At 63.1% G+C, this 14,266-nt stretch carries 12 protein-coding genes; 7 read left to right on the forward strand and 5 right to left on the reverse strand.

Annotation, left to right across the window (positions count from 1 at the left end):
• The first annotated feature begins 28 nt into the window (after positions 1-28).
• Positions 29-835, forward strand: coding sequence for an enoyl-CoA hydratase/isomerase family protein (locus YY7_RS0125080; protein ID WP_028165651.1), 807 nt, complete (start codon positions 29-31; stop codon positions 833-835).
• A 9-nt stretch (positions 836-844) separates the two neighbouring features.
• Here YY7_RS0125080 and YY7_RS0125085 read toward each other — a convergent pair whose 3' ends face one another.
• The 4 genes from YY7_RS0125085 to YY7_RS0125100 all read right to left on the reverse strand — a co-directional run bounded on the left by YY7_RS0125085 (position 845) and on the right by YY7_RS0125100 (position 6,239).
• On the reverse strand, positions 845-1,186 hold the full coding sequence (locus tag YY7_RS0125085; RefSeq protein ID WP_051396886.1) for a hypothetical protein: 342 nt from the start codon (positions 1,184-1,186) through the stop codon (positions 845-847).
• Between the two features lie 97 nt (positions 1,187-1,283).
• A complete protein-coding gene (locus YY7_RS0125090) occupies positions 1,284-2,411 on the reverse strand; it encodes an ABC transporter permease (RefSeq protein ID WP_028165653.1) in 1,128 nt (375 codons plus the stop codon).
• Between the two features lie 4 nt (positions 2,412-2,415).
• On the reverse strand, positions 2,416-5,178 hold the full coding sequence (rbbA, locus tag YY7_RS0125095) for a ribosome-associated ATPase/putative transporter RbbA (RefSeq protein WP_433994524.1): 2,763 nt from the start codon (positions 5,176-5,178) through the stop codon (positions 2,416-2,418).
• Positions 5,148-6,239 carry an HlyD family secretion protein gene (locus YY7_RS0125100; protein ID WP_051396887.1) on the reverse strand — a complete coding sequence of 364 codons (1,092 nt, stop codon included), beginning with the start codon at positions 6,237-6,239 and terminating at the stop codon, positions 5,148-5,150. Before YY7_RS0125100 ends, rbbA begins: the two co-directional genes overlap by 31 nt.
• A 427-nt stretch (positions 6,240-6,666) precedes the next feature.
• On the opposite strand from YY7_RS0125100, the gene YY7_RS0125110 reads away from it, so the two are divergent.
• Positions 6,667-7,506: a universal stress protein gene (locus tag YY7_RS0125110; protein WP_028165656.1), complete on the forward strand. Its 840-nt coding sequence runs from the start codon at positions 6,667-6,669 to the stop codon at positions 7,504-7,506.
• Between the two features lie 12 nt (positions 7,507-7,518).
• Here YY7_RS0125110 and YY7_RS0125115 read toward each other — a convergent pair whose 3' ends face one another.
• Positions 7,519-8,403, reverse strand: a complete 885-nt coding sequence (locus YY7_RS0125115; RefSeq protein ID WP_035690792.1) for a LysR substrate-binding domain-containing protein — start codon at positions 8,401-8,403, stop codon at positions 7,519-7,521.
• 90 nt (positions 8,404-8,493) lie between these two features.
• On the opposite strand from YY7_RS0125115, the gene YY7_RS0125120 reads away from it, so the two are divergent.
• From YY7_RS0125120 to YY7_RS0125140, 5 genes are read left to right on the forward strand one after another with little or no spacing between them, the layout of a single operon-like run.
• Positions 8,494-9,672 carry an acyl-CoA dehydrogenase family protein gene (locus YY7_RS0125120; RefSeq protein WP_245287380.1) on the forward strand — a complete coding sequence of 393 codons (1,179 nt, stop codon included), beginning with the start codon at positions 8,494-8,496 and terminating at the stop codon, positions 9,670-9,672.
• Between the two features lie 4 nt (positions 9,673-9,676).
• Positions 9,677-11,767, forward strand: coding sequence for an acetate--CoA ligase family protein (locus YY7_RS0125125; protein ID WP_028165659.1), 2,091 nt, complete (start codon positions 9,677-9,679; stop codon positions 11,765-11,767).
• Positions 11,760-12,125, forward strand: a complete 366-nt coding sequence (locus YY7_RS0125130) for a hypothetical protein (RefSeq protein ID WP_028165660.1) — start codon at positions 11,760-11,762, stop codon at positions 12,123-12,125. The genes YY7_RS0125125 and YY7_RS0125130 overlap by 8 nt, the downstream gene beginning before the upstream one ends.
• Complete coding sequence (locus YY7_RS0125135; protein ID WP_028165661.1) at positions 12,122-12,982, forward strand: alpha/beta fold hydrolase; 861 nt, start codon at positions 12,122-12,124, stop codon at positions 12,980-12,982. Before YY7_RS0125130 ends, YY7_RS0125135 begins: the two co-directional genes overlap by 4 nt.
• A 35-nt stretch (positions 12,983-13,017) precedes the next feature.
• Positions 13,018-14,229, forward strand: coding sequence for an ABC transporter substrate-binding protein (locus YY7_RS0125140; RefSeq protein ID WP_028165662.1), 1,212 nt, complete (start codon positions 13,018-13,020; stop codon positions 14,227-14,229).
• Positions 14,230-14,266 lie beyond the last annotated feature (37 nt).

Here is a 14,266-nt window from a genome sequence, read left to right on the forward strand (position 1 = left end):
GCATTTCGGTCATGACAGGGAGGCAATCGTGGCAGAATACATAAAAATCGAAAAAGGCCTTGGCCCGGAGGGCCGCATCGCGGTCGTGCGCTTCGACCGCGGGGACGGCATCAACGCGCTGTCGCCGGAGGCGCTGCGCCAGCTCACCGATGCGGCCCGCAGCTTCGAGGATGATGCCGCGACGTCCGTCGTCGTGCTCACCGGCGGCGCAAAATCCTTCAGCGCCGGCTTCGATCTCAAGGACGCCGAAGGCCGTTCGCGCCGCACCATGGATATCGGCACGCTGCGCCACCACCTGAAGCTTGGGCCGCGGCTGACGCGGGCCTGGCAGGACATGGAACAGGTCACGATCGGCGCAATCGAGGGCTTTTGCATCGGCGGTGGCGTGGCGCTGGCGGTTGCGCTCGACTTCCGCGTCATGGCGCGCGATTCCCATATGCGCGTGCCCGAGATCGGGCTCGGCATGAACATGAGCTGGCAGAGCGTGCCGCGCATGCTGCATCTGATGGGACCGGCACGGACCAAGCAGGCCGTGATCCTCGCCGACGACCGCATCTCCGCCGCGGAGGCCTATGAATGGGGATTGGTGGAGCAGGTGGCCGAGCCCGGCAAGGCGTTTGAGGCCGCCATGACGCTTGCGACAAAGATCGCGGCGCAGCCGCCGATCTCGGTCGCCATGACAAAGCTCACGGTCAACCGCATCGCGCACGCGCTCGATGATCTGGCTAGCCATATGGATGTCGATCAGTTCGCGCTGGCAAGCGTGACCGAGGATCACAAAGAGGGCGTGGCGGCATTCCTGGAACGGCGGAAACCGCGGTTCAGGGGGCGATAGCGCTTCGGGCTACTTTCGCGCTGCCGTCGTAGCATGCGCGTCAGCGGCCATTTCGAGGCAGGTCTGGAGCTCGACATAGCTCGGCGTGCCGTCGATGCTGGACTCGCTGATGCATGCCGCCTTGTCCTTCGCCGTGAACTTGCTCCACTGCCCAGCCACTTGCGCCCGGGCCTGCTCTTCGGCCTTCGTGCAGGACGCCAGGGTCTCTCCGATCCCTACCGTCTCAGCCGTCTCTGCTTTGCAGATTTTGGCGATGTCAAATTTCGGCACCGCGTCCGCCGCGCGCACATCGTGTGATGCTGCAATTGAAGCGGCCGCGCCGACCGCGGCAAAAATGATGAATTTGCGCATGTTCGACCTCCGGTCACATCAATCATCATTAGACAAGCTCGTTCGATGTTGACGAAGATCAAGCCGGCGGCCGAGCACGTGAACGTGATCGTCATGACTAGTTCGAGGCCGAGCTGAGCGTGGACCGGAAACGCAGCAGCGACAGCACCAGGAACAGCGAGGCGATGCCGGCGACGGCAAGGAATTGCGGCCACACCACATCGAGCCCGGCGCCGCGATAGAGGATCGCCTGCGCGAAGGACACGAAGTGGGTCGAGGGCGACGCCTGCATCACTGTCGCAAGCCAGGGCGGCATGCTCTCCAGCGGCGTGGCGCCGCCGGACAGGACGTTCATGGGAACGGCGACCAGCATGTAGAGCAGGCCGAGCTGCGGCATCGACCGCGCAACAGTGCCCAGGAACAGCCCGATCGCGGTCGCGAAGAACAGATAGAGGATCGCTCCAAACATGAAGAGCGGGATCGAGCCGGCAATCGGGATCTGCAGCAGCAAGCGGACCACCAGATAGAGCGATAGGCCGACCGCGACCGCAATGACGAACCCGTTGGCCCAGATTTTCGACATCGCGATCTCGAACGGGCTCAGCGGCATCACCAGGAGATGGTCCATCGTGCCATGCTCACGCTCGCGTACCAACGCTGCACCGGCGAGGATGATCGCGAGCATGGTGACGCTCGAGATGATGCCCATGACGCTGGAGAACCAAGCCGTCATCACGTTGGGATTGAACGCGATCCTGGCCGCCAGGTTGACCGGCGAGTCCGGCACGCGTTCCACCTGCGACACGAACTGAGCAATCTCGGTATTGATGATCTGTTGCGCGTAGCCCGATCCCAGGCCGGCCTGGATCATCGCGGTGGCGTCGACATTGATCTGCAGTCCGGGCTGGCGGCCCGCCAAGACGTCGCGTTGGAAGTTTGGGGGAATATCGATGACGAAAGTGTATTTGCCGGTATCCATCAGATGTTCGATATCGGCTTGCGCGATCGCCACCGGCTCCTTGAAATAGGGCATCAGGAACGCATGCGTGATCCGGCGGGACAATTCCGAATGGTCTTCGTCGAGCAGCCCGATCGAGGCATGAAACACTTCCTGTGAATTGCTTTGCGCCTGACTGATGACGGCAAGCGAGAATGAGTAGATCACGAACCCGAGCAGCACCCAGTCGCTGAAAAAGCTGCGCAGCTCCTTGGTGCCGAGCCAGACGATGTTGGAGAGGGAGCGCATCGTCTCAGCGCTCCTGCTTGGGGAGCAGCATCATGCTCAGCGCCGTCAGCACGGGGACGAAGACGAGCAGCATGAGGATGCTCGAACCGAGATCGGCAAGGCCCAGGCCCTTGGTGAAGGCGCCGACGCTGATCGGGCGGTAATAGCTCATCGGAAAGCAAAGGCCGATAAGCTGCGCCGAACCGGAAAGCGAAGAGACGGGCGTCATCATGCCCGAGAACTGCTGGGCTGGCAGGATGGTGAGGATCGCGGTGCCGAACAGCGCGGCGATCTGGGTCGTGCAGAAGGTCGAGATCAGCATGCCGTAGCCGGTCGTCGTGAAGACGTAGATGACCGTGCCGGCCAGCAGCGCCACAAAGCTGCCCTTCAGCGGCACGTTGAATATGAAGACCGCCATCGCGAACATGATAATGAAATTGATCAGCGCGACGGCGACGTAAGGAAGCTGTTTGCCGACGAGGAATTCCAGCCGCGTCACCGGCGTAACGTAAAGGTTGGTGATCGAGCCGAGCTCTTTCTCGCGAACGACCGCAAGCGCCATCAGGATGGCCGGGAACAGCGCGAGCATCATCGCGAGGGTCGAAGGCACCATGGCGTAGATGCTGTCAAAATCCTGGTTGTACTTGAACCGGACCTCGATATTGGCGGGCAGGGGCCTTGCCGCCTGCGTCGTGTTCAGCACGGGATCGCTCAGATAGAGCTGGTGCATCCCCTGCAGGTAACCCCGAATGGTTGCGGCGCGGAACGGCATGGCGCCGTCGATCCACGCGGATACGTAGGCGGGCCGCCCGCGCTTGATGTCGAGGCCGAAGTTTGGAGGAATCTCGATGCTGGCCGAGATGTCGCCGTTCTTCAGGCGACGATCGAGATCGGCATAGTCGGTCAGCGGAGGCTTTTCGAGGAAATAGGGCGATCCTCTCAGCTCCGACAGATAGGCACGGCTTTCGGGCGTTTGGTCGCGATCGAGCACGGCAAAGCTGAGATTGTTGACGTCGGCCGAAATGCCAAAGCCGAACACGATCATCAGGAGCGCAGTGCCGAACAGGGCGAACATCAGCCGGATACGATCGCGCATCAGCTCGAGGCCCTCGCGGATGGTATAGGCGAACAGCCGCCGAAAGCTGAAAAAGGAGCGTCTGCTTTCGCGGCCGGCGGTCTTGTCCGGTTCGGCTTGCGGCTGGTCGAGAGTCACGGTGGATGCCGTGCCCGGCGTTTCCCGTTCGAGGAAGCTGATGAACGCATCCTCCAGGCTCTTGGCGTTTCTCGCCTTGATCAATCCGGCCGGCGTGTCGGAGGCAAGCACGCGTCCTTCGTGCATCAGCGACAGCCGATCACAGCGCGCCGCCTCGTTCATGAAATGCGTCGAGACGAAAATGGTCATCCCTTGATTGCGCGACAGGTCGATCAGAAGCTGCCAGAACTGGTCGCGCGCCAACGGGTCGACGCCGGAGGTCGGCTCGTCCAGGATCAAGAGGTCCGGCTTGTGGACGACGGCGACCGCAAGCGACAACCGCTGCCTGATTCCGAGCGGGAGCGAAGAGGCGAGGTCATCGAGATAGTCGGCGAGGTCGCATTTCTCGATCAGCTCCGCGATGCGTGCCTCCGCAAACGCCAGAGACAGGTGAAACAGCCGCGCGTGCAGGACAAGGTTCTGGCGAACCGTGAGTTCCCCGTAGAGGGAGAAGGATTGCGACATGTAGCCGACACGGCGGCGTGCTTCGAGGTCGCCGGCGCGCAGCACTTCGCCGAAGATCAGCGCCTCGCCCTCGGACGGCGGCAGCAGCCCGGTGAGCATCTTCATCGTGGTCGTCTTGCCCGATCCGTTCGAGCCGACAAAGCCAAAGATCTCGCCGCGGCGGATCGTGAAATTCACACGGTCGACGGCGGTGAAGTCGCCGAACCGGCAGGTCAGGTCCTTGGCGACAATGACGGGCTCGGCGTGACCGTCGAGCGGCGGACCGATCGGCTTTTCGTTGCCGGCACGCTGTCGATGCGGGAGCAGGGCAACGAACGCGTCTTCGATCGAGTCGGTGCCGGTTTGCTGTTTGAGGTCGGACGGCGAGCCGGTCGCGAGAATCTTTCCCTCATTCATCGCCATCAGCCAGTCGAAACGCTCGGCCTCTTCCATATAGGCGGTGGCGACGAGCACGCTCATTTTCGCCGTGCGATCCCTGATACGGTCGATGAGATCCCAGAACTGGCGGCGCGACAGCGGGTCGACGCCGGTCGTGGGCTCGTCCAGGATCAGGAGATCGGGATCATGGATCAGCGAGCAGCACAGCCCGAGCTTCTGCCGCATGCCGCCCGACAGCTTGCTGGCCGGCCGGTCGGCGAACGGCGCAAGCCCGGTGCTTTCCAGGAGCTCATTGATGCGCCACTCGCGCTCCTTGCGCGACTGCTCGAACAGCCGCGCGAAGAACTCGACATTCTCCTTAACGCTCAGGTCGGGATAGAGATTCTTGCCCAGCCCTTGCGGCATGTAGGCGATGCGCGGACAGATCAGGGCGCGCTCGGCGGCCTTGGAGATGTCGGTGCCGAGCACGGCGACCGCACCCTCCTGGATCTTCCGCGCGCCGGCGAGGATCGCGAGCAGGGAGGATTTGCCGACGCCGTCGGGTCCGATCAAGCCAACCAGGCGTCCGGCGGGAATGTCGGCCGATATGCAGTCGAGCGCCGTCACCGAACCGTAGCGATGGGAGAGGGCGCGAACGACGGCGACCTGATCGTCGCTGCCATTCATGGCGCAGCCTGCAGCGTCGTCGGCCATGCAACTGCGGAATCCCAGCGGACATAGGCGACACCGGGAAGGCCACTTCTGACCGCGTCCGCATGCGCAAGCAGGCGTTCCGGGTCGATGCGGACCCGAATGCGGAACATCAGCTTGTCGCGCTCGGTCTTGGTCTCGACCGTCTTCGGCGTGAACTGCGCCTGGCTCGCGACGAACGAGACCTTCGCGGGGATCGGATGATCGGGGTAGGCGTCGAGAACGATGCGTGCGTCAGCGCCGACCTTCACCTTGCCGGCTTCCGTCGTCGGCAAATAGAGGTCCATGTAGACATAGGTCAGATCCAGCATCGTGAAGACCTTGCCGCCGGCCGCGAGGACTTCGCCGATATTGGTAAGGCGGTACTGGATCCGGCCCGCCTTCGGCGCCACCAGCGTGTTGTCGGCGATCTGCACCCTGTAGAGACCGGCATCGTGCTGGGCGGCCTCCAGCGCATGTTGGGATTCGAGCACCCTGGCTTGTGCCGCAGCGAGCGCGCCATTGGCGGCGTCGAGCTGTTGCTTGCGCTGGTCCAGCAATTCCTTGGTGGCCCAGCCATTCTTGAACAGCGATTCAGTCCGCTGGTTCTCCTGCTCGGCGAGGGTCTTCTGCGCCTGCTGCTGGGTCAGCACGGCTTCGGCTTCCTCGATGGCGCGCTGTGCCTGCCGGCCCTGCGCAACCGACTTAGAAAGCGATTGCTCGAGATCGCGGGTATCCATCCGCGCCACGACCTGTCCGGGCGCAACCATGTCGCCGATATCGGCGAGCAGCTCGTGCACGCGTCCGGCATATTTGGTGCTGATGTCGATTTCATCGGCTTCGATACGGCCGTTGCCGACGCTGATGCCGACAGGCAGCGGCGGATGCATTTGCTTCCAGATGTAATAGCCGCCGCCACCGGCGCCGAGCGCAGCGAGGAGGAGCGCCACCGTGATCCGCAAACCGCGCCGTTTGCCGCTTGGGCGGACCGGCACAGGCAGATGCGAGGCGGGCGCAGGCGCGGGCGAATGAGACGCATCGCCGGCTTGCGCGCCTCCTTTGATCTCTTCGATTTGATCTTGCATCGGTCAGGGCCTTTGGTTGCAGAGCTTGTCTGCAATCTTGCACCGCCGCATCCGCGGGCTATTGACGTAACGCAAATTCTGGCGAACGCCGGTCCCGTGAGCCGTGTTCCAAGTAGGTTCCGAGCGACCGGCACATCAATGCGCGCGACAAAGTTGATTTCGCTCAACCCGCACCGCCGCCAATGCCCCATGCAGGATCCTCGATTGTCTGGAAGACGACGAAGTTCGAGAAGCGCTGGACCTCCTCCATGAGCGTGACGAGAGAACGCCTCCCTCGCAAGATTGAAGCGGGGACGGTTGCGGGTGACGTCAGTTAGAATTGGTGATCGGCTGCTCCCGGCGTTCAACCCGGTGCGATTGATCCACGTCAATCGCTGTCGTCTTGCTGCGCGCTACGTGTTTTCAACAATTCGCTGGGGAGTTTTCCGTGCCGCTGAGAACCATAGCCGTCTTCTTCGATCCGTCGCCTGCCGGCGAGGCGCGTGCCGACTATGCCGTCAAACTCGCATTCCGTCACCGCGCCCATCTGGTCGGGATCTTCGTGGTGCCATTCGGCTGGGACGGCAATCCGTCCGAGTCCTTCGTCCGAGGGCAGGCCGCGGTTCGCGATCTCATTGAACGCCATACGGCGAGCGAACTGGCCGCGACGAAAGCCGCGAGCCAAAGCTTTGCAACTGTTTCGACCCGCGAAGACATCAGTTGCGAGTTTCGTTGCATCCGTTCCGGTGAAGCCAATGAGGGGGCGGCGCTGAACGCGCTGCATTCCGATCTCGTGATCGTCGGCAGTCCGCGGTCAGGCGGCCTGCCGCAGGAGTGGTCGGCGGAATCCCTGCTGCTTGCCACCGGTGTACCCGTCCTCCTGTTGCCCGAGCATTGGAGTGGGACCGCGGCGGAGCACATCGTGGTCGCCTGGAACGCCAGCCGTGAGGCACGCCGTGCCATCAAGGATGCTCTTCCGCTGCTTGCAGCCGCGCAGTCGGTGACTGTCCTCCTGGTGGATTCGCACAAGAATGCCCGGCATGGCGAAGAGCCCGGCGCCGATGTCGGACTGTATTTGTCTCGCCATGGCGTAAAGGTGACCGTCGAGCGGATCCACTCCAATGGCGCTTCGGTCGCCGATGCCATCCTTGGTTTTGCCGGGCGCCACACCCGCGACCTGATCGTGGTTGGTGCTTACAGCCACGCGCGAGCGAGCCAGATGATCTTCGGCGGCGTGACCCGCGCCCTGTTGCGGGACGCGACCGTCCCATTGTTGATCGCGCATTGAGAGACCTCGGGGCTACCGCTGAAAATCGCTCATGCGGCTTCTCAGCCAGGCGAGAAAGCTGCGCGCCTTTTTCGGCAGGGGGCGGTTTTTCGGCCAGACCGCATAGTGCGCCAACGGGCGTTCGAGCGGTTGTTCGAAGAGCGTCACGAGCGAGCCGTCGCGCAATTCGTTGCGCAGGAGGTGGAGCTGTCCTATCGCCACGCCGACCCCTTCGGTCGCGGCCTGATAGGTCAGCACCGAACTCGGAAACGAGATCCCTGCGTCATTCAAGAGATCGAGACGATTGCAGGCCATCAGCCAGTCCGCCCAGTCTGTCCGCCGATAATGCGAATGTAGCATCGGCACCCGCTTCAGGTCGTCGATCGAATGCAGGTTCGCCTTGCGCCGCAAGGTGGGGCTGCAAACCGGTTGCAGAAGGTCGCGGAACAGCAGCTCGCTTTCAACGCCCGGCCATTTGCCGCCGCCGAACTGGATTGCGAGGTCGACCTTCTCCTTCTCGAAATCAACGGGCGCTACCGCATTGCTGATGCTGAGCCTAATGCCGGGATAGGCGGCGTAGAATGAAGGCAAACGCTCAATCAGCCATTTTGCCGCGAAGGTCGTGTAGACCCGCAGTCGCAACGGCTCCGATTTTCCGCTCGCGACCAGCCGCTGCGTGACTGTTTCGATAACGCGAAACGCCGGCGAAATCTGACGCTGCAGCTCCTCGCCCTCCGGCGTCAGCCTGATGCCGAGCTTGTCGCGCTCAAACAGCCGAAAGCCGAAAAAATTCTCCAGCGTCTGGATCTGGCGGCTCACGGCAGGTTGCGACACGCGCAAATCTTCCGCCGCCCGGGTGAAGCTTTGCAGGCGGGCCGTTACTTCAAACACGTGCAGCGGATTGAGCGGCGGGAGCATTTGTGGCCATAACAAAATATCATGACGTTATAATCTATGTTCAGTTGCCGGGCAATGCTTTGGCTGGAAAACAGGCGTCTATCGTTCTTCATGGCCCCGGTGCAGATGGATTTCAATCTCTCAGAAGAGCAGCAGATGTTCGCGGACTCGGTGCGCCGTTTCGCCGAGGACAATCTTGCCGAGGGCGCGCTTGCCCGCGCGCATGACCCGCGGTTTCCGTTCGATGTAGCGCGGCTGCTGGCGGATCAGGGGCTGCTCGGCATCGCCTTTGACCCGGCAGACGGCGGTCAGGGCGGAACGCTCTCGGATTCCGTGATCGCGATCGAACAGATTGCCTCGGTCTGTCCCCGCAGCGCCGATGTGGTACAGGCCGGCAATTTCGGGCCGATCCGCACCTTCGTGGAATATGCCAGCGCCGAGCAGAAGGCCCGCTATCTGCCCGACCTGCTGGGAGGCCGGGCCGTTATCAGCCTCGGCATGAGCGAGCCGGACGCAGGTTCCGCCGCGACCGAGATGAAGACCGCCGCAAAAGCCGATGGCGATCACTATGTGATCGACGGTAGCAAGGTGTTCGGAACCCACAGCCCGGATGCCAACCTGTTCCTGGTCTACCTGCGCTTCGGGCCAGGCGTCGGAGGCATCGGCTCAGTGCTGGTGGAGCGTGGAACGCCGGGTTTCACGGTCGGCAAGGCGTCCTCGTTCATGAGCGGAGAAGAGTGGAGCCCGCTGTATTTCGAGAACTGCCGGGTTCACAAGAGCAACGTTCTGCTCGGCCCCGGCGGCTTCAAGAAGCAGATATCGGGCTTCAACGTTGAACGGCTCGGCAATTCGTCGCGCTCGCTCGCGCTTGGCCGCTATGCCTTCAATCTGGCGCGGGAACACGCGCTGGTGCGCCGCCAGTTCGGACGGCTGTTGTGCGAATTCCAGGGCCTGCAGTGGAAGTTTGCGGACATGGCCACCAAGCTCGATTCCGCGCAATTGCTGCTCTACCGCGCTGCCAGCGTCAAGGAAGGCTTGCCGTCGGCGTACCACACCGCCATGGCGAAGCTGGCCTGCAATCAGGCGGGTTTCGATGCCGCCAACGAAGCGGTGCAGATCATGGGCGGTCTCGGCTACAGCACGGAAGGGTTGGCGGAGTACTGCATGCGGCGCACGCGCGGCTGGATGATCGCCGGCGGCTCGATCGAGATCCTCAAGAACCGGATTGCCGAGGACGTCTTCGAGCGGCGTTTCGATCAGCGCGGCGTCCAGGTTCGCGCGGCCGAGTAGGGCGATGGCGGACACCGGCTTCGTTCAACCGCTGCTCGCGCCCAGAAGCATCGCACTCGTCGGCGCCTCCGACGACAGCACCAAGACGTCGTCGCGGCCGCTGCGTTATCTGAGGCAGGCTGGATACGAAGGCACAATCTATCCTATCAATCCTCGCCGCGCGCAGATCGCGGGCGAGCAGGCATGGCCGTCATTGTCCGAGCTGCCCGCCGTCCCGGACCACGCCTTCATCCTGACGCCGACGGAGCAGGCCCTGGAGGCGGTCGAGGAATGCGCGCGTCTGGGTGTGCCCGTGGCGACGATCCTGGCGACAGGGTTCTCCGAAGATCGCAATGCGGGACCTGCGCGGGTCGCGCGCCTCAAATCGCTGTGCAGGGATTCGCGGCTGCGCATCCTGGGGCCGTCGAGCCTTGGCGCCATCAACCTGCACCACCGCACGATCCTCACGGCCAACGCCGCGTTTGCGGAGCCGGATCTTCCGGTTGGCGGCACCTTCGTGGCCTCCCACAGCGGCAGCATGCTTGGCGGATTGATATCGCGCGGCAAGGCACGCGGCGTAGGCTTTGCGGGTCTGGTGTCGGTTGGCAATGAAATCGACCTCAGTCTCGGCGAGATATGCGCGGCGACGCTCGATGATCCCAAGATCACCAGCTACATGCTGTTTCTCGAGAGCCTGCGGCACGCCGACGATCTCAGGGAATTCGCGCTCGGCGCGGCGGCGCGCGGCAAGCCGATCGCAGCCTACAAGCTCGGGCGTTCACCGGTGGCGGCGGAATTGGCGCTGTCGCATACTGGCGCGCTCGCCGGCGAAGACGACGTCGCCGACGCTTTCCTGGCCGATTGCGGCATCGCCCGGGTCGAGAACTTCGAGACCCTGCTCGAAGTGTTGCCGTTGCTTGAACGCGTTACCCTCGGCGCGACCTCGGGCCGAAGCCCTCGGGTCGGCATCCTCACCACCACCGGTGGCGGCGCGGCGATGGTGGTGGACGGTCTGGCGGGCAGGGGAATTGAGGTCGTCACACCTTCGAAAGAGACCTTCGCCGCCATTGGCGCTGCCGGCGTCGCAGTGCAGCATGAGCGGATCGTCGATCTGACGCTTGCCGGGACGCGTTATGACGTCATGAAGACCTCGCTCGAGGCGATGCTGGCGGCACCTGAATTCGACATGGTGGTCGCGGTGACGGGATCTTCGGCGCGGTTTCAGCCCGAGCTCGCGGTAAGGCCCGTGATCGACAGCGCGGCATCCGGAAAGCCGCTTGCCGCATTCCTGGTGCCGGATGCGCCGGACGCATTACGTCTGCTTGGGCAAGCCGATGTGCCGAACTTCAGGACTCCGGAAGCATGCGCCGACGCGATCGCGGCAGCCTACAAGAGGCGCAGGCCGCGCCCGGCGCCGCCGGCCGCTCCACTCTCGTCCGGCACGCGACAGCTCGACGAACTCGAAGCCTATGTGCTGCTCGCAGGCCTCGGAATAGACCATGCGCCGAGCGCGTCGCTTCCGGCTGACGGATCGAAGCTGGATCTGCCGTTCTCCTATCCCGTCGCGGTCAAGGCGCTCTCCGCAGGGATCGCACACAAGACGAATGTCGGCGGCGTCGCGCTCAACGTGACCAACGCGGAGGAGCTCAAGGCCGCGATCCTGCGCATCGCCGCCTCTGTGGCCGCGAACTGCCCAGGGATTGCGCTGCGCCATGTCCTCGTCCAGCCCATGACCTCGGGTCTCGGCGAGGTCTTGCTCGGGTATCGGCGTGACCCGGACGCTGGGCCGATCGTGCTGCTCGCAGCCGGCGGCATTTACACGGAGATCTATCGCGATCGCAGCATTCGCCTTGCGCCGGTCGACCTCGCTGGCGCGCGCGAGATGATCGAGGAGCTGAGCATCTCCCGCATCTTCCAGGGCTTTCGCAACCGGCCGGTCGGTGATCTGGAGGCACTGGCCCGCGCTATTGTCGCATTCTCGAAACTTGCCGAATATAGCGAGCGCGGCGTGATCGACGCAGAAATCAATCCCCTCATCGTCCGTCCAAAAGGAGAGGGTGTCCTCGCGATCGACGCGCTGGTGCAGCTCGCACAACAGGGAGATCGTGATGATTGAGCAATTGAAAGAGCGTGTAAACGCCGACGCCGGCCTGGTTCGCCGCGGCCGTTTCCTCTCGACCAACTTCCTGCTCGAGGTCGGCTCGACGCAGTGGCTGATAAACATTGTGGAGGGACGAGTCTCGTCCGTGGCGCGGGGCCCCTTCGTGATGCCCTCCTGGTCGTTCGTGCTGCGCGCGCCGCAGGAGGAGTGGGCGAGGTTCTGGCAGGCCGACCCGCAGCCCGGTTCGCATGACCTGATGGCGCTGATCAAGCGCCGCGTCCTGAAGGCCGAGGGAAACCTCCAAATCTTCATGGCGAACCTTCGTTACTTCAAGGAAAGCCTCGCCAAGCTGCGGGCGGGAGTTGCAGCATGAGCGCGAGCTTTGAACCGATCGTCGGCCGCTACATGAATCTTGAACTGCTGGGCCGGCCGCACCGCCTTTATGTCGAGGAGGCCGGGCAGGGCGTGCCGCTATTGTGCCTGCACACGGCCGGTTCGGATGGCCGGCAATATCGGGCGCTGATGAATCACCGGGACATCATCGCCCGTCATCGGGTGATCGCTTTCGATATGCCCTGGCACGGGAAGTCGTCACCGCCCGCGGGCTGGCACGACGAGGAATATCAGCTCACTTCGCAGCAATACACCACGATGATCCTCGAGATCATGCAGGCGCTCGAGCTGGACAAGCCCATCGTGATGGGATGCTCGATCGGCGGACGCATCGCGCTGCATCTGGCGCTGGAGCACCCCGATCGCTTCCGCGCGATTATCGGTCTGCAGGCGGGCGCTCACGTCGACCCCTACTATGATCTCAACTTCCTGCACCGGCCCGATGTGCATGGCGGCGAAGTGTGCGCGGCGATCGTCTCAGGCCTGGTCGGACCGAAGGCGCCGGTCAAGGAGCGTTGGGAAACGCTGTGGCACTACATGCAGGGTGGTCCCGGTGTCTTCAAGGGCGACCTGCATTTCTACAAGATTGATGGCGATATCCGCCAGCGCGTCGCGCAGATCGATACAGCGCGTTGTCCGCTGTTCCTGCTTTCCGGCGAGTACGACTATTCCTGCACGCCCGAGGAAACGATGGCTGTTGCTGCAAGCGTGAAGGGTGCCCAAGCCACCATCATGAAAGGCCTCGGCCATTTTCCGATGAGCGAGGACCCTCAGGCGTTCATTGGTTACCTGCTGCCGGTGCTCGAGGAGATCAGCCGGACAGCCGGCAAAGGGTAATTGCAATTTTCAATTAAAGGGGAGGACAAGGGCAAATGAATCTTCGTTCCATCGTGCTGGCTGTGTCGGCTGCTCTGGCGGCCACGCCGGCTGCGGCCGAGATTTCGGGCGGCGTCGTGAAAATCGGCGTGCTCACGGACATGTCGGGTCCGTACGCCGACAATGTCGGCGCAGGTGCGGTGCTTGCCGCGAAAATGGCGGTTGAGGATTTCGGCGGCAAGGTCGCCGGCGTTCCGATCGAGGTCCTGTCTGCCGATCATCAGAACAAGGCGGACATCGGCCTTGGCATTGCACGGCGCTGGTACGACACCGAGGGAGTCGACACCATTACCGAGGTCGTGTCCTCGGCGGTCGCGCTCGCTGTTCAGCAGCTCTCGCGCGACAAGAACAAGGTCCTGCTGGCGACCGGCCCCGGGACGCCCGACCTCACGGGCAAGGCCTGCTCACCGGTCGGCATCCATTGGGCGTATGACAACTACGCGCTTGCCAATGTCGCGACCGCACCGCTGGTGCATAGGGGGCTGAAGAGCTGGTACTTCCTGACCGCAGATTACAGTTTCGGGCATGCCTTGGAAGCGGAGGCGGCCAAGGTGGTCACCGCGAACGGGGGCCAGGTGCTCGGGTCGGCCCGAGCCCCGCTCAATACGTCCGACTTCTCCTCGTACCTGCTGCAGGCGCAAGCATCGAAGGCCCAGGTGGTCGGCCTCGCAAATGCGGGAGCAGACATGATGAACTCGCTCAAGCAGGCCAATGAGTTCGGTCTGACCGATGGCGGCCAGAATATCGCGGCCTTGCTCGTGAACCTTCCCGACATTCACGCCCTCGGTCTCAACAGCGCCAAGGGCCTGATGTTTGCCGACAGCTTCTATTGGGACCTCAACGACAGGACCCGCGCATGGAGCAAGCGCTTCATGGAGCGCTTCAATGGCAAGGCGCCCGGCAGCCTTCAGGCCGCCGTCTACGGTGCCGTGACGCATTACCTCAAGGCAGTGGAGGCAACCAAGAGCGATGAAGGAACGGTCGTCGCACAACAGATGCGCAAGACGCCCATCAACGATTTCTACACGGTGAACGGCACCATCCGCGAGGATGGCCGTGTGCTGCGCGACATGTACCTTCTGCAGGTGAAGCAACCGTCGGATTCGAAGTATCCGTGGGACTACTACAAGGTCCTCGCCACCGTTTCGGGCGACAAGGCGTTTCGTTCCTTGAAGGACGGTAACTGCCCGCTGCTCACCGAGAAATGAGGTCACTCCCGGTGAACACGCAAGCACGAGAGCGTCC

It is taken from the genome of Bradyrhizobium elkanii WSM2783 (assembly GCF_000472865.1).
GTDB classification, from domain to species: Bacteria; Pseudomonadota; Alphaproteobacteria; order Rhizobiales; family Xanthobacteraceae; genus Bradyrhizobium; species Bradyrhizobium elkanii_A.